14 protein-coding genes and 1 tRNA gene are annotated in these 19,176 nt (G+C 59.1%); 5 read left to right on the forward strand and 10 right to left on the reverse strand.

Features of this window, described 5'->3' with window-relative positions:
- Nucleotides 1–6: 6 nt before the first annotated feature.
- From IMCC20628_RS19850 to aroA, 3 genes are all read right to left on the reverse strand, one after another.
- Nucleotides 7–642 (reverse strand): FMN-binding negative transcriptional regulator, encoded by a 636-nt coding sequence (locus IMCC20628_RS19850; RefSeq protein ID WP_047031635.1) that lies wholly within the window; start codon nt 640–642, stop codon nt 7–9.
- A gap of 70 nt (nt 643–712) precedes the next feature.
- Complete coding sequence (locus IMCC20628_RS19855) at nt 713–1,354, reverse strand: 2-hydroxychromene-2-carboxylate isomerase (RefSeq protein ID WP_047031636.1); 642 nt, start codon at nt 1,352–1,354, stop codon at nt 713–715.
- A complete protein-coding gene (gene aroA, locus IMCC20628_RS19860; protein ID WP_047032803.1) occupies nt 1,351–2,709 on the reverse strand; it encodes a 3-phosphoshikimate 1-carboxyvinyltransferase in 1,359 nt (452 codons plus the stop codon). The genes IMCC20628_RS19855 and aroA overlap by 4 nt, the downstream gene beginning before the upstream one ends.
- Nucleotides 2,710–2,931: 222 nt before the next feature.
- On the opposite strand from aroA, the gene IMCC20628_RS19865 reads away from it, so the two are divergent.
- Both IMCC20628_RS19865 and IMCC20628_RS19870 read left to right on the forward strand, forming a co-directional pair.
- A complete protein-coding gene (locus IMCC20628_RS19865) occupies nt 2,932–3,363 on the forward strand; it encodes a TIGR02300 family protein (protein ID WP_047031637.1) in 432 nt (143 codons plus the stop codon).
- A gap of 170 nt (nt 3,364–3,533) precedes the next feature.
- A tRNA-Ala gene (locus tag IMCC20628_RS19870) sits at nt 3,534–3,609 on the forward strand.
- Between the two features lie 198 nt (nt 3,610–3,807).
- Here IMCC20628_RS19870 and IMCC20628_RS19875 read toward each other — a convergent pair.
- From IMCC20628_RS19875 to IMCC20628_RS19905, 7 genes are all read right to left on the reverse strand, one after another.
- Nucleotides 3,808–5,265, reverse strand: coding sequence for a M20/M25/M40 family metallo-hydrolase (locus IMCC20628_RS19875; RefSeq protein WP_052766566.1), 1,458 nt, complete (start codon nt 5,263–5,265; stop codon nt 3,808–3,810).
- 131 nt (nt 5,266–5,396) lie between these two features.
- Nucleotides 5,397–7,229: a M4 family metallopeptidase gene (locus IMCC20628_RS19880; protein WP_052766567.1), complete on the reverse strand. Its 1,833-nt coding sequence runs from the start codon at nt 7,227–7,229 to the stop codon at nt 5,397–5,399.
- Nucleotides 7,230–7,253: 24 nt separating this feature from the next.
- Nucleotides 7,254–7,676, reverse strand: coding sequence for a hypothetical protein (locus IMCC20628_RS19885; protein ID WP_047031638.1), 423 nt, complete (start codon nt 7,674–7,676; stop codon nt 7,254–7,256).
- Nucleotides 7,677–7,857: 181 nt separating this feature from the next.
- Complete coding sequence (locus tag IMCC20628_RS19890) at nt 7,858–9,846, reverse strand: di-heme-cytochrome C peroxidase (RefSeq protein ID WP_047031639.1); 1,989 nt, start codon at nt 9,844–9,846, stop codon at nt 7,858–7,860.
- Entirely contained in the window at nt 9,827–11,074 is a 1,248-nt protein-coding gene (locus IMCC20628_RS19895; protein WP_047031640.1) for a serine protease, read from the reverse strand. The genes IMCC20628_RS19890 and IMCC20628_RS19895 overlap by 20 nt, the downstream gene beginning before the upstream one ends.
- Before the next feature lie 30 nt (nt 11,075–11,104).
- Entirely contained in the window at nt 11,105–13,450 is a 2,346-nt protein-coding gene (locus IMCC20628_RS19900; RefSeq protein WP_197078348.1) for a S8/S53 family peptidase, read from the reverse strand.
- A gap of 21 nt (nt 13,451–13,471) precedes the next feature.
- Entirely contained in the window at nt 13,472–14,680 is a 1,209-nt protein-coding gene (locus IMCC20628_RS19905; RefSeq protein ID WP_047031642.1) for a helix-turn-helix transcriptional regulator, read from the reverse strand.
- A 596-nt stretch (nt 14,681–15,276) separates the two neighbouring features.
- Here IMCC20628_RS19905 and IMCC20628_RS19910 point away from each other — a divergent pair.
- The 3 genes from IMCC20628_RS19910 (at nt 15,277) to IMCC20628_RS19920 (ending at nt 19,174) form a co-directional block, all read left to right on the forward strand.
- Nucleotides 15,277–16,716: a UbiA family prenyltransferase gene (locus tag IMCC20628_RS19910; RefSeq protein ID WP_047032806.1), complete on the forward strand. Its 1,440-nt coding sequence runs from the start codon at nt 15,277–15,279 to the stop codon at nt 16,714–16,716.
- Nucleotides 16,717–16,721: 5 nt separating this feature from the next.
- Nucleotides 16,722–18,068, forward strand: coding sequence for an FAD-binding oxidoreductase (locus IMCC20628_RS19915; RefSeq protein WP_047031643.1), 1,347 nt, complete (start codon nt 16,722–16,724; stop codon nt 18,066–18,068).
- Between the two features lie 104 nt (nt 18,069–18,172).
- Nucleotides 18,173–19,174, forward strand: coding sequence for an NAD(P)H-dependent glycerol-3-phosphate dehydrogenase (locus IMCC20628_RS19920; protein WP_047031644.1), 1,002 nt, complete (start codon nt 18,173–18,175; stop codon nt 19,172–19,174).
- Nucleotides 19,175–19,176 lie beyond the last annotated feature (2 nt).

Raw genomic sequence — 19,176 nt, forward strand, 5'->3', positions numbered from 1 at the left:
GATGCCTCATGTCTGTGAAAGTTTGCCGTAGAGGGCGACCAGATCGGCCATCTGATCCTCGTCGTTCTCCATCAGTCCGGCATGAACGCCGCGCCGGTCGGCTTCCGGACGGTTCTGGCTGACTTTCCACTTGCCGGTCAACTGCGCGGGGCTGATCTCGATGCCGACAATGCCGCGCAACTGCGCTGCCACGAATGTCTCCGGTGCGTCACTGACCTTCCAGGGGTCTGGGCGCTCTGCCTCGTGACGCGCGGTCAGTTTGGACACCTGCTGGCCGAGCCAGTCCGGTCCCTCTTGCACTGTGGCCGTGCCGCGTCCTTGAACCATGGCATAGTTCCAGGTCGGCACCACCTTGCCATGCTCGGCCTTGGCCGCATACCAGGACGGCGTCACATAGGTATCGACACCTTGGAACACCACCAGCACATCGGCGCCGTCCCTGATGTGCCGCCATTGCTCATTGGCCTTGGAGACATGGGCGCGAAGCGTGGTGACGCCGTCTTTTTCAGAGACCAGGAACGGCACCGGGTTTGCCAGCATGCCGGACGGCGAGGTCGAGATCAGCAGGCCGAGCGGATGCGCGGTGATCAGCGCCCGCATGACGGCCTCTTCGGTTTCGGCAAAATGTGGCGGCAGATACATTGGGCCTACTCCTCGGTTGAAAACGGCGCGCACCGGGCAGCCTGTACATCAGGGCCGGATCTGCGGCGGCTCATTTGCGCTCAATACCCACCGTGACATCATCGAGATGCCGGTAGGGTTCGCGGGCAAACAGGGTGTCATCGTCAAGCCAGGCCAAAAGCATGTCGAAGGAATCGACGCCCCAGAACACTTCATGCCCCGATGCGGTGGCGCAGACAAAGCTCGGCACGCCGAAAACGCCGCGGGCGATCGCCTGCTCGGTGTTGGCTCTCAGTGCCGCCTTGGCGGCGTCGTCACCGGCAAGCGCCAGCGGAATGCCGACTGTTTCGGCAAAACCCGCCAGTTCCGCATCGGTATCGGGCGCCCGGCCCTGTTCGAACACGAAGCCAAACGCGCGCCTGACCGTGTCGAGATCGGCATTGGCGCCTGCCAGCAGCCGCAGCGCTTTCAGCGGATTGAACGGATGGCGCGGCGGAAACCGGATATCGACGCCATGCTGTTGCCCTAAAAACACCGACTGCCGGTAGGTGTGGAGCCGCTTGGCGGAAATTTCGGCCGGTCCGCGCTGGCCCCAATGATTGAGAATTGCCCCGAGCAGCACCGGAACCGGCCGTACCGTCACATCCGCCGGCAATTCATTCAGCCGTGCCAGCGCCACATGCGCGAAGGGCGAAATCAGGTCGTAGTAAAAATCGATGGTTCTGGAGGTCATATCTCAATCATCTCCGCGCCCATGCCGGCCATCATGGTCATGAATTCGGGAAAATGGCTGGCGATGCTCGAGGCATCATCAATGGTGACCGGATGCTCGCTGGCAAGCCCCATGACAAGAAAGCTCATGGCGATGCGGTGATCAAGCCCGGTGGCGGTGATCATGCCGCTGGACACCGCACCCAGCCCCTTGCCATCGGGGCGGCCGCGCACCGACAGCCCGTCGGGACCTTCACTACAGTCGACGCCGTTGAGTTTCAGGCCGCGCGCAAGGGCGGTGAGCCTGGCGCCTTGCCGGGCCGGCAAATCTCCAAGCCCCGGCATCCGGGTCTCGCCGCTGGCAAAGCTCGCGGCAATGGCCAGCGCCGGATACTCGTCGATCATCGAAGCCGCACGCTCCGCCGGCACGGTGAGGCCGGTCAGTTGCGAGGCGCGGACCCGCAGATCGGCGACCTCTTCGCCACCGTTCTGACGCGGGGCAAGACTCTCTATATCTGCGCCCATCTCCTGCAGCGTCAGGATCAGGCCGGTGCGCGCCGGGTTCATCAGCACATTTTCGATGGTGATGTCGGAGCCCGGCACGATCAGCGCCGCCACCAGCGCGTAGGCCGCGAGCGATGGATCGCCGGGCACGTCGATTGTCTGTCCATAAAGTGCGCTGCGGCCTTCGAGACGAATGGTCCGCACAGCATCCGCTCCAGTTTCAACGCTGAGCTCCGCGCCGAAACCGGCAAGCATTTTTTCGCAATGGTCTGGCGTCGGGACAGTCTCGATCACACTGGTGATGCCGGGGGTATTGAGTCCTGCCAGCAGGATCGCCGATTTGACCGCGGCCGAGGCCATCGGCACCGGGTAGCTGATCGACGCAGGCGCCTGCGGTCCGCGCAACGTCACCGGCAAAAGGTCACCGGCTTCCGAGCTGACCTGAACCCCGATCTGCCGCAACGGGTCGAGAACGCTTCCCATCGACTGGCGCGACAGGGTCACGTCACCGACGAATGTGGTTTCGAAATCATAGGGGCCGACAAGCCCCATGATCAGCCGGCAGACAGTGCCGGCGTGGCCGAAATCAAGTGGTGCTTCCGGTGCGAGCAGGCAACCATTGCCGACGCCGCTGATGATCCACAGTTTACCATCGCGGCGGATCGTGGCGCCCATGGCCTGCATCGCGGTGCAGGCCGCGCGTACATCGGCGCTTTCGAGCAGGCCGGTGATCCGGGTTTCGCCCCGGGCGAGGCCGCCCAATATGACACAGTGCCGGGAAATTGATGCATCGCCGGGAATGCGAATGCTGCCCCTGAGCGCGGCGCTTGTTGAGGCGCGGGCTGGACGAAGGGGTGCTGCAGCGTGGCCCATGGGCAGTTTTCCGGCTGTTTTGGTCGGGACAGGCCGGAGATCCGGCGCCTGTGCCCGGCTGATTAGCACAGGCTTGAGGCGGGCGTCATCCGGATTGGTTGAATATTTGGTGAGAATGGCTTTGACAGCCGCGTTCAACATCATTATGGGGTCCGGACCCGCCGAACCGGGAAGTCAGGCACTCGAGCCTTGTCCTTCCTACCATTTCAAGAGGCTTCGACTGTGGCAAAACCGGAACTTGGAACAAAACGCGTTTGCCCCGAAACCGGACGCAAATTCTACGATCTCAAAAAAGATCCAATCGTTTCGCCCTATACGGGCAAGACATATCCGATTTCATTCTTCGAGGAGACGGCAAAAGTAGCCGTCATGGCGAAGGCGAAAGCGGAAAAGAAAACCGACGACGACGATGATGATGATGTACCGGAGGTCGAGGCAGAATCGGCTGACGTGGAAATCGTTTCGCTTGAGGAAGCCGACGAGGCGACCAAGAAGACCGGCAAGTCTGATGATACTGCCGACATCGACGACGACGATGATGTTGAAATCGACGATGACGACGATGACGACACATTTCTTCCCGATGACGATGATGACGATGACGACGACGTCAAGGATATCATCGGCGTCAGTGACGATGACGACGATCAGTAAGTGAAGTTCAGTCGCGGCCTGGAAAACTCTTTTTTCCGAAACTGCAAAATGGATTGAAATTTCATCTTGATCTTGTGCGGCTGCAGACGTATGAAGCCGCACTTGCCAACCACTGATAAGTGGTTGGCCACTCGCAAGGATTGAAGCCTACCCTCAATCCTTCGCGTCCCGGGGCCATAGCTCAGCTGGGAGAGCGCCTGCATGGCATGCAGGAGGTCAGCGGTTCGATCCCGCTTGGCTCCACCATTTCTTCCCAAGACCCTTGAAAACCCAAGGCGCTGCTGCGAAAGCGGGCGGTTGGCAGCTTCGATGCAATCAGTACGGCGCTCGGCGAAATCGTCAGCCTCTTGTGTCGCATCGACTGTCGAATTTTCTTCAAAGCAGCAGGCTGTGGCGCACAAGAGATGCGACACGCCTTGATGTCTGCAAGGCTTGATCCCGGCATCAGTGAAAAGTCGAGACCTTTCCGCATTCGAACATGCACTGAAACTTGGAGCCCTCGCGCCAGCACCCCGCCCAGCCGCGCCAGGCATTTGTGTCTCGCAGATCGGCCTTGCAGAGCCTGGTCATGCAGGACCAGTCATTGACGCCACAGCCTCTGGTGCTGCCGTTGCCGATGACGCGCAGTGTCGTATAGTTATAGCGATTGGCCGTGGGGGGCGTTGGCGCATTGGCGTTCTTGGCCATTTCAATGGCAAATTCCACGCCGAGTTTTGCGAAGCGCTCCTGATGCCGCCCGCTCGAATCCTGATTGGTGATCAGATCATCCGGCGAGTGAATGGTACGGTTGTAATCGGCAAAGGCCGATTCAAACGGGAATGCCGATGGAAAGCCCTTGCGGGTCCACGACGCGTGGTCCGAACAGGCATAGCCGCACTGGGTTTCGCCCCAGGTGATGGCGTGGGCACCACTGCTATTGTATTCGGCGATCAGCCGCTTGAGAAACGCGGTCGCATTCGGGTTCACAAAGTCGGTGACGAAATACATGTTCTTCGACGACCCCGCAAATCCGGTCATGTCGAACTGAAGAACGCCATTGACGGTCGAGTTGTTGGCCTCGAATGCCGTGGCGATATCGCCCGATCCGCGCAAGCCGACTTCCTCGGCGGCATAGGCCATGAATTTGATGGTGCGTTTTGGCCGGAAATTGATGTCGGTCAGCACCTTCAGGACTTCCGACACCACGGCGATGCCCGATGCATTGTCGTCGGCGCCCGGCGCGTCGTTGGTGTCGCCGCCGTTGATGGAATCAAGATGCCCGCCAATGACCACGATTTCGTCGGGATGGACCGCACCACGGATTGTGGCGATGACCGAATCCTGTGCCCAGGCGTGATTGATCCGCTCGATGGAAAAATCGCTCCGCCCCGCACCATAGCCTGTCCAGAGATTGGCAACCGTTGTTGCCGCCTGCGCGCCCTGTGCTGCCTGATAATAGCGCGTGCCCAGGTTCTGCAAGGTTTGCACTGTCGAGGTGATCCGGGTGCGGTTGACCTGCGCAAGTGCCTGATTGACGCTTTGCGCTTCGGTCAATTGAGCTGGAAACACGCCCTCGGGCCAGACATAGCCGGGCTGATAGATCGGGTTGTCCCGCTCGGCCAGTGCGGCGTCGAGGCTGGGGTGAACCGTGTAACCGCCACATCGGCGGAAATTCTCGTGCATCATCGTATGCAGATCGCCGATCAGGCTTGAATTGATCCGGGCCACGGTGAGACCGTTTCTCTGTCCAAGCGACGTGAACCCTGGCTCTTCAGGCCCTGAAAGTTGCGCGGCGAGCGAACCCTGCAGGACACCTGCGGCATCGCTGCCCAGAACGATCCATTGATCGCCTTGCTGAGCAGCAGCCGAAGAAATGCCAGCGGCGATAAAGCCTGCGGTCATGAGCGACAGGAGCTGTTTCATGGAAATTCTCCTCAAACAAATGTGACGTTCAGCGTCTGTTGTCGGGACGCAGGCACGGTCACTGGAAACGGGGTTGGTTCTGGAACAACGGGCCCGGTGGAGGATCCGGGCCCGTTCACGGCTAACAGGGTTCAGAACATGTTCCTGATCTGGCCGCATTCGAAGTTGCAGGTGTAGCTGCTGCCTTCTTTCCAGCAACCGGCCCAACCACGCCAGGCGCTCTGACTTCTCAGATCAGCCTTGCAGAGATTGGTCATGCAGTTCCAATCATAGGCTCCACAACCGCGCGAAGCGCTGCTCGAGATGATCCTCAACGTGGTGTAGAGGTAGCGTTTGGCAGTGGGCGTCGGTGCAAGCGAGATCCCGACCTGATCGAAAGCATAGATCACGTCCGCTTCCGCATAGTTGAGGCGCTTGGCCGCATTGAGAACCTTCTGGGCACCTCCGGCGAAGGTTTCATTGGGAACCCAATAGTTCTGGTTGGCATAGACCATGATGTCGAATGCCTTCTTCACATTCCAGCCCGGCCGCTTTGACAGCAGGCAGAACGCCTTGTTGTAGACGCCGCTGGAATAGTGAACGTCCATGCCGGCCACATAATCACGCACATGCCCGATCGAGCGGCCGTCCTGCGGCGGGTTGCACATGTAGCGCAGAGCCTGACCGGCAGCCTTGAAGATATCGGCACCGGTTTCAAGATCCGGCATGGTCCGGTTCGGGAACAGCTGTCCCCGGGTTTGGGCGAAGTAGTATTCTGACGCCTCACCCGCCATGTCCGAGAATGCCTCGTTCATGCCACCCGACTGACCACTGTAGATAAGGCCCGAATTCTGCTCGGTGAAGCCGTGCGAGACTTCGTGCGCCATGACATCCAGGCTGACCAGCGGGTGGAAGCGCGTTGCGCCGTCGCCGAAGGTCATCTGCTGACCATTCCAGAACGCGTTCTCGTAGTTGTTCGAATAATGAACGCGGATATGGAGCTTGTTGGTCAGCGGGCTGGTGCCGTACCAGGCCTGGTACATGTTGAACACAACCTTGCCCATGCCCTGCGCATCATTAAGCGGAGAATGAGCGCCATTGATCGACTTGACCGTGTTGTCGTGGCACGTCAAGCCAAACGGGGTTCCTGGCCCGCTGGTCCCATGGTTGAGGTTTTCGGTTTTCAGAGCGGTGGCGTCCATGGTGCAGTTCGTGCCGCTCTCGGTGACCTCATATTTGGGTGGCACGCCGGTTCCCCAGCGATACTGACCCACTTTGGTGTTGCCGCCAGGACCGGTTCCTTTCTCGACATACTGGATGTTGTCGTAGGACTGAATCGTGTCGCCGGTCTGCGCATCGATGACCAGCACCGGCCGGGTGGGACGCACCCCTCCGCCTTCATCCACCACCGTGGTGAAGAAGCTGGTCAGGTAGGACAGCCGGAGCTTGTTTTCGCCATCGACGACGTAAACCAGATCCGCCTGTTCATTTTCGAACGGGGCGAGTTCACCGCTGCTTTCTTCCGCCGAAACGGCGGCCCGAGGCGTAAGCCGAACCACGGCTTCCTTGGCTTTTTCAAGCGCCTCTTCGGGCGTCAGTGCCGGCGCCGCCGTCGAGCTTTCCTCCGGTGAAATGTCAAACACCGCGGTCCCCTCCAGCATGATCGCCGCGCCGGAACCGTCCTGTTCGACGATGACATGCTGGTCCTTGACCGGAATGCCGTTCACCGTTTGCTGGAACCGCACCACCCTTCCCAGATCGTTGGGAAGTTCGTTGACGGTCTTGACCTGCAGATCGCTGGCTTCATCAAGCCCAAGCGCACGCGCGGTTTCAAAGCCCAGCGCATCGGTTGTCGCACCGGATTCCTGAAGTGAACCCATCACGCCGAGCATTGCGCCTACATCTCGCACATCAGCCGCCATGGCTTGAGTTGCTATCAGGGCCAGCGTTGCAGCCAGGCATGTAATTTTCAGTGTCGTTCTCATGTCGACCTCCTAGATATGCCGGGGTTAAAACGCGTTGCGGGTCTGGCCGCATTCGAAGTAGCAAATGTAGTTGTTGCCTTTCTTCCAGCAGCCGGCCCATCCGCGCCAGGCGCTTTGGCTCCGCAAATCTGCCTTGCAAAGATTGGTCATGCAGCTCCAGTTGCCGGAGGCGCAACCACGGCTGGCGCCACTCGTGACCACTCTCAACGTGGTGTAGAGATAGCGAGGCGCAGCGGTGGCGTCGGCGTCCATAGCGCCCGCCGGCATCTCCTCGGATGGCGCGATCTCAACCGTGCCGCCCTCCGCTTCAGCATCGGCGAAGAGATCCGATATCTCGGACGGCATGCCATCCGGCATTGACGAATCCTGCGCAAAAGCTGGCGATGCCAGACCAATGCCTAGCGCAATGATCAAACGCGAAATTGATGTCGTGAGTGTGGTTTTCATGACTGTCTCCCTGTCTGAGTTTGAGCTCGGGAAACCAATTGTTCCCGGAACCTATCAAAACAGATTGGGAAAATCGCAAATCACCAGAATTGGGGAAAATTCAAAATTGATTTTTAAAACAAACAATTGACAAAGTCATATACAGAGACTCACCTTTATTGAAGGTGTAGCCGTCTATAGATCACAATGTCTTCAGGTACTCGACAAGCTCCCACTTTTCTGCTTCCGACAACGCGTCCGTTCCATATTCATGCCCGGAATTGTAGTTCCCGGGCACCGGCGCTCCATCGGTATCGTACACGCGATACTCGAACGGCGCGGTGATCCGGCCGTCAGCCGCCTGATGAACGGGTTCCGGCCCGGTTTTGAAGCCGATCCTGACCGGATCAAATTCACGGCTGCCGACGTGAAAGACAGAGGGTCTGTCGCCAGGTCCCGGCGTGCTCATCTCCTCTTCACTGTCAAGCACAAGGCGAAGTGGAGATGGCAGCAAGAGATCATAAAGCGTCGGCACCGACCCATTGTGCAGATAGGGCGCGGTCGCCCATATGCCGTTGAGCGGGCGCGCCTTGTAGACAAGCACGCTTTCATCAGGCTCCCTGGTCGCCTCCGGAGAGGTCAGACAGGCGCGCGCAAGCTCCTTCTTGCGCTGGTCTTTCACGCCCGGCAGATAGGTTTTCCCATCCACCGCCTCCTCAGCCGCACGGCGCCAGAAAAACGCCTGATCAAAGACATCGTCAAAGAACTTGCCGGCCAGTTCATCAACCTTGCCGATGACAGCGCCCACGGCGGCGTTGGTGAGCATATTCCGGGTGAAGTCGGGGCTGTCGATGGGTTCGCCCTGGATCATGAACGGGCGGCGCCCTTCGTAATTGCCGGCATTGGCCTGATGCATGAACGTATTGCAGGCAAGCGACATGTCCGTGCCGCTGCTCAGAAGACTGCTCATCTTGGCCTTGATCGGCGTTCTGGTGTCATCCCAGGCAAGTTTTTCATGGCATTGAGCACACTCGGCTTCAAAATGAACCTGGCCGCGCTCCGCTTTGGTCCAGTCGATCTTCGGCAGGATGTCCTCCGGCCACCGGGGAGATTTCAACCGCGCCAGCTGCCGTTCGAGATCGATCATTTCCGCGGCCCGCAGGCTTGACCGGTAGCCCAGCAGACCGGATTTCCATTTCGGGCTGATCTCGACATGGGCAAACACACCGATGACTTCCGAGGTGTTGCGCACCAGCGCACCGATGTCGGTTTGCTTGCCGAGGATCGACAGATTGAGGATGTTGCGGGCGATGCCGTTCCACTGCACCTTGTCCTGTTGCGAGGTATTCCAGATGAAAGGATAGCTTGAGGGCGCATCGGATTTGAGCGCATCCTCAAGTTCAGGCCCGCCACCGATAATGGCGACCTTGTTGAGAATGTGCCCTTGCGCATCAAGGCGCCCGAAGCCCGAGCGGAATTCACGGCCATTGCGTTGCTGCAACAGTGTCTGCCAGGCAATCTGTTCGGCGAGTTGCAGCCGGAGACTGCGCCGGGACTCCACACTGAGGTCGGCCTGCAGAACCGCGCGTGCAAAGCGGTCGAACTTGGCGTCGTCGTCATGGGTCATGACCAGAGCGTCGAGCAAACCCTCCAGAAGTCCCTGGAAATCGGCGAGGGTTGGCGCGCCTTCCACCCTGATCGTCTTGCCTTCAAACACAATGTCGTTGGTGTGGCAGGCAGAACAGGTCATCCCCACCCAGGGCTTGCGCATGACAAATGCATTGCAGGTCTCCGGAAACCGCTCACACATGAGATCGGCTTTGCTGCTGTCGTCCTGGTCGACAGCAAAACCGACAGGCAGCCCGTGCGGGTTGCCATCACCGGGCGGCGACGGCAGGTATCCATACCTGGAAAAATTGTCTTCGGAGAAAAAGCCGGCTGTGTTTGCCGATTGCTCGAGCGCCAGCGCCCAACTGAGCGGCAGCAGACGCGACCCCTGCGAAGTCGAGTACCACCAGGACCTTTCCTTCTCGTTCCAGCCCTGCTCCAGACAGGTGATTGCACCTGTGGAGCAAACGCCGCTGTCTCGCGCCTCGACACTCGCCGGTGCCAAGGAAACCAGCACGAAGCCGAGCACCACCAGAAACGGCCGGCAACACCGCACCATTGCTTCAGTTGGACCCTGTGCCATCAACACTACCCCCCGCATCAGGACTGCTTCCCGCGTCCACGCCTATATTGATTTGAGTGTCAGGCCCGGCGTCAGCCGGCGGTTCCGGCACAGGTTGCACCGGCGAAAGCAGCGTCCTGACCAGTTCCATCCGAACCGCCCGGTTGGACCGGCTGTAGCGGCCGGAAATATCCCGTCCCCAATGGTGCAATCCGACCACTTCACCCGAAACATTGAAGACAGGCGAGCCTGATGAACCACCAAGCGTGTCGCACATATGGGCAAAGTCAGACCGGGATTGACGGCCGGGCGATATGCTTTCGAAGACAGTGCAGTCGCTATCGGAAATCTGCTTTGGCTCACCTGCCGGGTGCTGGATGATGAAAAGCCGCTCGCCGTCCTGGGCCGGCTGGTCTGCCAGAGGCAGGCTGTTCCACCGTTTGCCGGGTTCACCGGCCAGTTCCAGCACCGCGGTGTCGAGCTCGACATTGACCGTCCGCACATTGAGGCAATCATATTGCTCCATGCCCGGAATTTGGCCGATGCGGTTATATTCATAGCCGAAAATTACCTTGGTGTTGGCGCAGGCCTCCTGATCGGCCACACAATGTTCGTTGGTCACCAAGGTGCTGTCGTCGACAAGAAATCCGGTACAGACATAGCGCTTCGGCCCATTGGGGGTGTTCTTGATCATGGAGAGCTTGGCGACGGCGCCGCTCACCCGCGATACAGTGTCGAGCAGGTCACCACCATATTCGTAAAGATGCTGGCGCTGGTCTTGTCCGATGATGGATTCGAGCACCATTCCCCTGCGGTCGAAACTTATCGATTTCAGCTCGAAGCTGAGAGAGCCATTGCGGTTGCCGTAGACAGACACACCCAGAGACTGGCCACGACCGATATTGGTCCAAAGTGCTGTTCTTCCGGCAAGCATCTCCGGGGTCAGTGTCTGAACATTGGCGCCGTTGGCGTCGACAATTTCAATCTCGAAATACTCATCCGCATCAAAGCTGATGTTCTCGAACCGGAGCTGAACGCCGGACGCGCCGGCTCTGAGGAAAGACTGCGCCCATTGCGCCGCTCCGCGGACTTGCTCGGTCCCCGATTCCTCGGGCGACGGCGGAAACCGGACCTCCAAAGTCTCGACGACGCCTTCGAGATGAGCCACCGACACCGGCGGTGGAGCATTCTGCGCGACCACTGGCACTGTCGAAAACAAGGTTGCGATGAGCAGTATCCGAAATCTCATAACTTGCCCTCCTATGGTTGTCTCATCCGCCTAACGGGTGGTTACAATCAGGTCCGCGATCTCGCTCATCGGAAATTTCTGCAGAAACTCCGGCTTGCGCTCACCACACTCTTCCGAAACCGTGGCTGGCAGGAACCGGGCAATGCGATCAAGATGTTCCGGGACCACCTGAAAAGTTCCGCGATGAAGCCGGTTGTTTTTCTCGTACATGATGAGGTGCCAATCCAGCCGGGCATTGTAGTGAAAGCGCCGGAGAGCGTCCTTGTCGATGAAAACCAGGCCGCCTTCGCCCACTGTCCAGTTGGCCTGCAACTGGCTGGCATTGGTCAGGTCGGTGAACGTGCCGTCCATGCGGCAGCCATCAGACAGTTCCACGTGATCGACACCGAATTGCATCACCCGGTCCATGTCGATCATGGTGGCATTGGCATAATCGAGAAGCGTATCATCCAGTTTGGCGGTCGTGATCAACTGGGTGTAGATATCATCCACATCGCGCATGCCGCGCCGGATCAAATGGCCCACCACCGCGGCAACGATGGGGGCTGCCTGGGACGTGCCCGACAACGGGCCGACCATTCCGTCACCAACGGTCGAAATCAGATTCGATCCAATGGCACCGATGTCATGATAGCGGTACCCGGCATTGCTCTGGTCAAGAAGCTTGAGACGGCCGTCCGCATCCACATCCAGTCCGACGACGGAAATGACATTCCTGCTCTCGATGCAGGCCGGGCTGATGCTGCAACCGGCGCGCTCGTTGTAGTTGCCGGCCGCGACGATAAACGGAATGGATTTTGCGTCCTGAATAATTGCCTTCTCGAGCAATCCTGCCTCGGCCTTGTTCCAGGCAACGCTCATATTGACGGCATCCACGTCCCACCACGAAAACAGATTGACCGCTTCCAGCAGGGCCTTCATGGCCGGCTCGTTGGGGCTCATCGCCCCGTCCGGATTGGGCACATGAATGATGGTGACGGGCGGCAGGCCTCCCGGGGGAGCCTGTGTCTGACCGCCAAGGCTGAGCAGTTCGACCAGCATGCCGAGCGTATGGGTGCCGTGACTTTTCTCCGCAAGCGGGTGCTCGTTGAGCAGTCCGCAGTCCGCACCGGCCGTATCATCGGGCGCTTCGCCTTCTGCCACTGTCTCAGTGCCGGTTGTCAGCGAGGCATTGACAGCTTCAGCGCCATTGTCCGGATCGAGAGTGCCGGCAGTTTCGGGCGCCGGCTCCAGCGGCTTGATTTCCTCGAGGATCCTCTTCTCCAGGTTCCAGCGCATCAGGTGCACCTTGCCCTTGAAGGCGCAATGATTGAGGTCCGCTTCCCCGTCGATATGGGCGATCGTGACGGGCTTGAGATTTTCGCCGTCCTTCCAGGGCGTTCGCATTTGCCCCGCCTTGTTGACAATCTCCATCCACCGAAGCTTGGCCTGGTTGTTCTGTTTGAAGGACGCAGATTGCAGCCGCAGCTTCTGTTCCACGATCACGTTTTCCGACAGGGAATCGAATGCCCTGCCGTAAGCGCCCGAATCAAACGACTCGATGGTGAAATTGGCTTCGATGATCGGGATCGCAACCATCTTGACTTCGGAACCCGCCGCGCCGAATTTTCGAAGCGCATTGGGAGAAGCCAGCTTCGAGAACATCTCAGGATCAACCTTGCCGTCATCGACATACTGGATGATCTCGGGCGGGCGGTTTGCCCATCCTTGCTGGACATCGCTGCCAGCACAGGATTCATGGATGGCGAACGCCTTGCGGCACCAGAGCTGCGCGAGGTCCGAAGTCTTGACGATGGCAATGTCATTGACCTGGCTCGCGAGCTCGGAGGCTTGTCGCGTGCCGACTTCATAGGACAATCGCATATCGATATCGGGAAGATAGATGGTCGCGCCAGGCCAGGCTTTTGACCAATCCACCCCATCCTGTTTGGAGGCCTTGCCGCGCACAGAACAGATGTCGGGATTGAGCGTGCACAGCAGCACCTCGACATTGTACGGGGTGCGTCCCTCAAGCCAGGATGGCCAGATGCCGCTTCTGATCATGACATCGGTGGGATTTTCGCCAGCAAGAATGATGGCCCGTTTGGTCTTCAGCGCTGTGTTCTCAGAGAGGGTCAGATAGAGTTTGGCAAGCGCGGCCTGGACCGCATCCTTGCTGACAACCTCGGTGCGCCAGAAAGCCTGCCTGGATGCGTCTGCGAAATCCGGGGCTATCATCCTGCCGCCGGTCTCCTGCGCCACAGCCCCTGCGGATGCTGACGCCGATGCGGCGCAAATCAAACCGGCAAGGACTGTCATCCGGCTGAAAACCGCCGTCCTGCGACGGTCGGGGGCAATTCGGTATTGCCTGTCAAACGGTGAAACCATTCCGGGCATGACAACCTCCATGCGAAGAGCCTAAATGCGAGTCTCCACCACTTCATCCCCAGAAATGGTGATGGCAGACTCCACAAAAACCTGTGGACTGAAACCCGTCGCCATGCGGATGAGCTGCGCCCGATTTTGTGTCATGGTTTTCGAAAGCAGCGTTTTGACCTGGGTGTAGATTGTTTCGGGCGAACGATTGCGCTGCTCCGATATCTGCGCGTTGGTCATGCCGTCGGCGATCATCGCAAGCACGGCTTCTTCCGAGGGCGTGAGAGAAAACACCTGCGCCAGATACCGGGTATCCACGCTGTACTTCTGACTTGTATCCAGACTGAAAAGCACGAATCCGTTCAGATTGGTCTCGCCGATAATGTTGCCCGAAAAAAGCGGACAGACTTCAATGCAAAGTGCGGCTTCATCTTGCCTGAGCGGATGAAGCACCGCCTCCTTGCGTGGGCGCCCGCCAAACTTGCCGTGCTGCTCGACGCCTGAAAACAGTGTATCGAGCTCGGCCCTGACTTTCGGATCGTTGGCAACAAGCCGTCCATGTGCGTTGAGCGCAAAAGCAGTGTGCACTTCAAGCTGCCGGTCAAATTCGACATTCTTGAAGACAATTCCGCCATTCGTCGAAAGGATGCAAATGCCGATGCGAAAGTGGTTGAAAGTCTCAAGCAGGGCTTTCTCCGCGCCGATCACGCGGGTGGTCTGACGGCCCATATCAAGCGCCTTTGCGATATGCGGCATGATCGTGTTGATGGCCTGCAGACGTTCGCCCGTTGGCAATCCGGCTCGTCGCGAGAACTGCATGGCAAAGCGGTCTGAATAAAGATGATCCTTGTTGAGCAGAGCACCAGCCCGGAAGGAAATGCCGTAATTCGCCATCATCTTGGCATTCGGCCGGCTATCGATCACCGCACGCGTGGGGCCCAGAACAGTATCGGGTATCAGTTCAATGCCATCTGTGAGCTGGGAATATTCGGCAAATATCCTCTGATCCCTGAGTTCCTGCTTGTTGAACAGACGGAGATACTCGTCGACAAGAACACGCTCGTAGTTGGATGTATTGTATGTCGCGCAAACGGAGGGAGTATGGACTGAAGTGGAGATGTCAAACACGAATGCGCCGCGCGCATCCACAAGCTCTGCGACCTTGTCGAGGATGTCCGGCCAGCGTTCCGGCTCCATTGCTGCATCGTAAATCGACAGAATGAGGCTTTGCGTATCCGGTAAATTTTGCACCTGGTCCTCCAATGACTTGGATTGCAGGGTTCTATCCCTGTCTTTAGCTTAACTGCCCCCACTTTGTTGATTATGTTTTATAACACCTGACCCATGTGGCTGCAAAGTTCCTGAATTCTCGGTTAGCAATTTGCTCCACCGACCGGTGCTATGCGGAGAAGAGAACGTCCCCCGTGGCAGGGAATGTAGCGGAGTTGCGTGTCAGGTTCATGCTGTTCACGGTCATTCCAAGAGCACGATATATTCCCCGCCCGGCTCACCATATGCACGAAACTCAAGCACCCAAAGCCAAAGCGCTCCGCGTGACACAGCGCGATATCATCTTTGTGCCAGCGCAAGCACATAGAGATAATCTGGGCTAGAGGATGAGCTGCTACCCCACTCTGCCTCTTTGCTACCATCGCATCTGATCGGAGTTTAGTGTGAACTACACAACCACAGCATGCACGGCGATCCAGATCTGAGCAAGGTTTTGATAACCACACTGGCAAAAACCGACGTTCCAGGCGGCTGGAATCTTTGAAACACGATGCCTTTTACCGGAAATGAAGTGTTTGTGTCCTATGCCGGATCGGACTGAAGCAGGGAGCCCGATCATGGATGCTGTGAGCGACAACCGGCACGTGCCGCTTTGTATTGATCTTGATGGAACGTTGATCACCACCGACACCCTTTGGGAAGGGCTGGTCTCGGTGCTGATACGCCGCCCATGGCTGATCTTTGCGGTTGTTGCCTGGGCTATGTCCGGCAAGGCGGTGCTCAAGCGCGAAGTCGCGGCCCGCTACCAGAACACGGGTGGCGACTGGCCCTACCGCGCCGAGGTGATTGAACGGATCCAGTTTGCCCGCAATGCCGGTCAGCCGGTCTGGCTGGTGACTGGTGCGGCCGAATCCACAGCCAAGGCCATTGCCGCCCATCTTGGCTTGTTTGACCGTGTCCTGCACTCCTCCGACTCAGAGAACCTGACATCCCGCCGCAAACGTGAGCGCCTTGTCGCTCTGTGTGGCGATGGCGGTTTCGATTACGCCGGCAACAGCCATGATGATGTCACGGTTTTCGATGCGGCACGGCGCGCCATCATCGTGGCGCCAGACAAAGCCGCCAGACGCTGGGGCCGAAAGCACGACGCCGAAGTGTTGCCGCTGGCCCGGGTCTCGCCGCTGACGATTTTCAAGTCCATCCGTGTGCACCAGTGGCTCAAGAACGTCCTGATCGCGGTTCCGCTGGTGCTCAATCACGAATATGCGGTTGCAGGCCTGGTCTTTGCGGTCTTTGCTGCCTTCTTCTCGTTCAGTTTCCTGGCGTCCGCGGTCTATATCATCAATGACATTGCCGATCTCGCCAACGACCGCAAGCATCCGCGCAAGCGGCTGCGTCCGCTGGCCAGCGGCGCGGTGTCGATTCCGGTGATCAGTGCCGTAGCAGTCGTGCTGGTCGTGGCTTCGGTCGGGCTGGCCAGCCTGTTGCCGCCACAGTTCTGGGGCGTTTTGTGCCTCTATGCGGTGATCACCACTGCCTATACCTTTGTGCTCAAGCGCAAGCTGCTGGTGGATGTCTTCACTCTGGCCGGGCTGTACACCGTGCGCATCATCGCAGGTGCGGCGGCCACCGGCGTTGATCTTTCGTTCTGGTTGCTGGCGTTCTCGATCTTCTTTTTCCTCAGCCTTGCGCTGGTCAAGCGATTTGTCGAACTCGATGAACTGGCCGACGATGATGCGATGCAATTAACCGGTCGCAGCTATATGGGCTGTGACAAGGACATGATTGGACAGGCCGGGGTCGCCTCGGCGTTCTCGGCGGCGATGGTTCTGGCGCTCTATGTCGACAGCAAGGAAGTTGCCTCGATGTATCCGCAGCCGGCGCTGCTGTGGCCGCTGTGCCCGCTGATTCTCTACATGCTGCTCAGGATCTGGGTTCTCGCACGGCGGTCGCAGATGCATGAGGATCCGGTGGTGTTCATCATGCGTGACTGGCGCAGCCAGATGACCACGGTCGCTGGTGCCTGCCTTGTCTTCCTGGCGACATGGAAGATGTGACCCCGATGGGCACCGCGTTTGAAAGCTGGGGCAGGGTGGTTCGCCATCCGCGCGGCAAAGCCCAAGTCACCGATTTTACCGGCGGCGCCGAACAGGGGTTCCTGGCTTTCGGCAATGGCCGGTCCTATGGCGACACCTGCCACAATGACCGCGGCCGGCTGATCGCCATGCAGCCGGGTGCCGCGATCAGCGCGTTTGATCCCGATACCGGCATCCTGAGCGCTGACGCGGGCGTTTTGCTTTCGGATATTCTGGCTCTGGTCATGCCGCACGGCTTTTTCCTCGAGGTGACACCCGGCACGGCGCAAGTGACGCTCGGTGGCGCCATTGCCAATGATGTTCATGGCAAGAACCACCATCGTCGCGGCACATTTGGCGGATCGGTGGTTTGCTTCGTGCTGCTTGGCAGTGACGGGGTGCGCAAGACCTGCTCGGCAGATAGCCACACAGCACTGTTTGAAGCCTCCATCGGCGGCATGGGGCTCACCGGAATTATCGAATCGGCCACCATCCGGTTGATGAAGGTCGCCTCCGCCAATGTGCGCCAGACAGCCTTTCGCTTTAACTCGATTGACGGCTATTTCGACGCGATTGACGATATTGATGCGGCCCATGAATATTCGGTGGCCTGGATAGACCAGCTGGCACGCGGCAGTGGGCTCGGGCGTGGCGTGCTGATGGCAGGAGACCATGCCGAAGATGGTGGTCCGGCAAAGCCGCCATCGCCGCCAAAACTGTCGGTTCCGTTCTCGCCGCCGGTCAACCTGCTCAACCGGCTGACGCTCAAGGCTTTCAATGAATTGTATTACGGCCGCGCGCCAAAACAGCCGACCACCAGAATTGTGCCGTGGGCCTCCTATTTCCATCCGCTTGATGCGATCACCGGATGGAACCGGCTCTATGGCCCGCGCGGGCTGTTTCAACATCAGAGCGTCTATCCTGCGGTCAATGCCCGCGAGACCACGATTGCGCTGATCGAATGCGCCCAAAATCATGGCGCGGCGTCGTTCCTGACGGTGCTCAAGCGCTTTGGCGATTTTTCCTCTCCGGGCCTGATGTCGTTTCCGCGGCCGGGTTTCACCCTGACGCTGGATTTTGCCAATTCCGGCGAGCGGACACTGAAGATGCTCGATGCGCTCGACGACATCGTGCTCAACGCCGGCGGGGCGCTCAATCCCTACAAGGACCACCGCATGTCGCCAAAGATGTTTGCGGCCTCGTTTCCGCAATGGCGGCAGATGGAAGCGATGCGAGATCCGGCGGTAATGTCTGATTTCTGGCGCCGCACAGCAATGGTTCTTTCCGAAGGCGAGGTTTTTGCGAGCAGCCTCGATCAGGCCGCCCGCGCCTGATCGGTTGTGATGCTGCTTGCCAGGATCAGCCCGGGCAAGTAACTCAGGACATTCAGAGCGACTGAGGCCGGCCCCGCTCCGGCCCAACCCCGAAGGCAACAGCCATGTCCCGCATCTGCATTCTCGGCGCTGGCGCCTGGGGAACAGCGCTGGCCACAGCCTTTGTCCGGCAGGGTCACGATGTGCGGATCTGGGGTCGCAATCCTGCGGCCTGTGACGAGATCAACCGGCTGCACACCAACACTCCCTATCTTGGCGATGCGGTTCTGCCCGATGCGCTGCAGGCGACGCCCAACATGGCGGAAGCTGTTACCGGCGCCGAGATCGTGCTGTTTGTCGCGCCGGCCCAGTCAACCGGCGATGTCGCCAGCCAGGCTGCTCCGCACCTTTCTGCCAGTGCTGTTCTGATTGCTTGCGCCAAGGGTATCGACAATCGCAGCGGGCAGATGCAGAGCGAAGTCATCGCCGCGCAATTGCCCGATCATGTCGTCGGGGTTCTCTCAGGTCCGAGTTTTGCCGCCGATGTGGTGCGCGGATTGCCGACTGCCGTGACGCTGGCGATGCCCGAACAAGACGCAGCCCAAGCCCTGGCGCAGAGCCTGTCCGGCGGCGGTGTCCGGCTTTACGCCTCCGACGATATCGCCGGGGTGCAGATCGGCGGATCGCTGAAGAACGTCATGGCGATTGCTGTCGGGATCTGCCGCGGCGGCGGCATGGGGGCCAGCGCCGAAGCCGCGCTGATTACCCGTGGCTATGCCGAACTGGTGCGGCTTGGCGTGGCGATGGGCGCGCGGGCCGAAACCCTGCTGGGTTTGTCCGGTCTTGGCGATCTGGTGTTGACCTGTTCGTCTGAATTGTCGCGCAATTTTGCCTATGGCATAGCCGTGGGCAGCGGCCGGGACGTGTCGGGCCTCAAGCTGGCCGAGGGCGTCTATACGGTTTCCATCGCCAATAAAATTGCCGCCAAGCACAAAATCTCCTGCCCGGTCATGGAGACCGCCGGCATGGTGTTGTCGGGAGCAATGTCGGCAGAACAGGCGCGCGTTGCGCTGATGTCGCGCCCGGTCAAGGCGGAAAACCCTGAAACACCAAAGAGCCCGGATTGAGC

Origin of the sequence: Hoeflea sp. IMCC20628 (assembly GCF_001011155.1) — a bacterium.
In the GTDB taxonomy this organism is placed as follows: Bacteria; Pseudomonadota; Alphaproteobacteria; order Rhizobiales; family Rhizobiaceae; genus Hoeflea.

Bases quoted from the DNA above. Each gene is read 5' to 3' on its own strand.
- aroA (WP_047032803.1), bottom strand. From the start codon at position 2,709: ATGGGCCACGCTGCAGCACCCCTTCGTCCAGCCCGCGCCTCAACAAGC.
- IMCC20628_RS19885 (WP_047031638.1), bottom strand. From the start codon at position 7,676: ATGAAAACCACACTCACGACATCAATTTCGCGTTTGATCATTGCGCTA.
- IMCC20628_RS19900 (WP_197078348.1), bottom strand. From the start codon at position 13,450: ATGCCCGGAATGGTTTCACCGTTTGACAGGCAATACCGAATTGCCCCC.
- IMCC20628_RS19855 (WP_047031636.1), bottom strand. From the start codon at position 1,354: ATGACCTCCAGAACCATCGATTTTTACTACGACCTGATTTCGCCCTTC.
- IMCC20628_RS19875 (WP_052766566.1), bottom strand. From the start codon at position 5,265: ATGAAACAGCTCCTGTCGCTCATGACCGCAGGCTTTATCGCCGCTGGC.
- IMCC20628_RS19915 (WP_047031643.1), top strand. From the start codon at position 16,722: ATGGGCACCGCGTTTGAAAGCTGGGGCAGGGTGGTTCGCCATCCGCGC.
- IMCC20628_RS19890 (WP_047031639.1), bottom strand. From the start codon at position 9,846: ATGGCACAGGGTCCAACTGAAGCAATGGTGCGGTGTTGCCGGCCGTTT.
- IMCC20628_RS19850 (WP_047031635.1), bottom strand. From the start codon at position 642: ATGTATCTGCCGCCACATTTTGCCGAAACCGAAGAGGCCGTCATGCGG.
- IMCC20628_RS19880 (WP_052766567.1), bottom strand. From the start codon at position 7,229: ATGAGAACGACACTGAAAATTACATGCCTGGCTGCAACGCTGGCCCTG.
- IMCC20628_RS19920 (WP_047031644.1), top strand. From the start codon at position 18,173: ATGTCCCGCATCTGCATTCTCGGCGCTGGCGCCTGGGGAACAGCGCTG.
- IMCC20628_RS19910 (WP_047032806.1), top strand. From the start codon at position 15,277: ATGGATGCTGTGAGCGACAACCGGCACGTGCCGCTTTGTATTGATCTT.
- IMCC20628_RS19895 (WP_047031640.1), bottom strand. From the start codon at position 11,074: ATGAGATTTCGGATACTGCTCATCGCAACCTTGTTTTCGACAGTGCCA.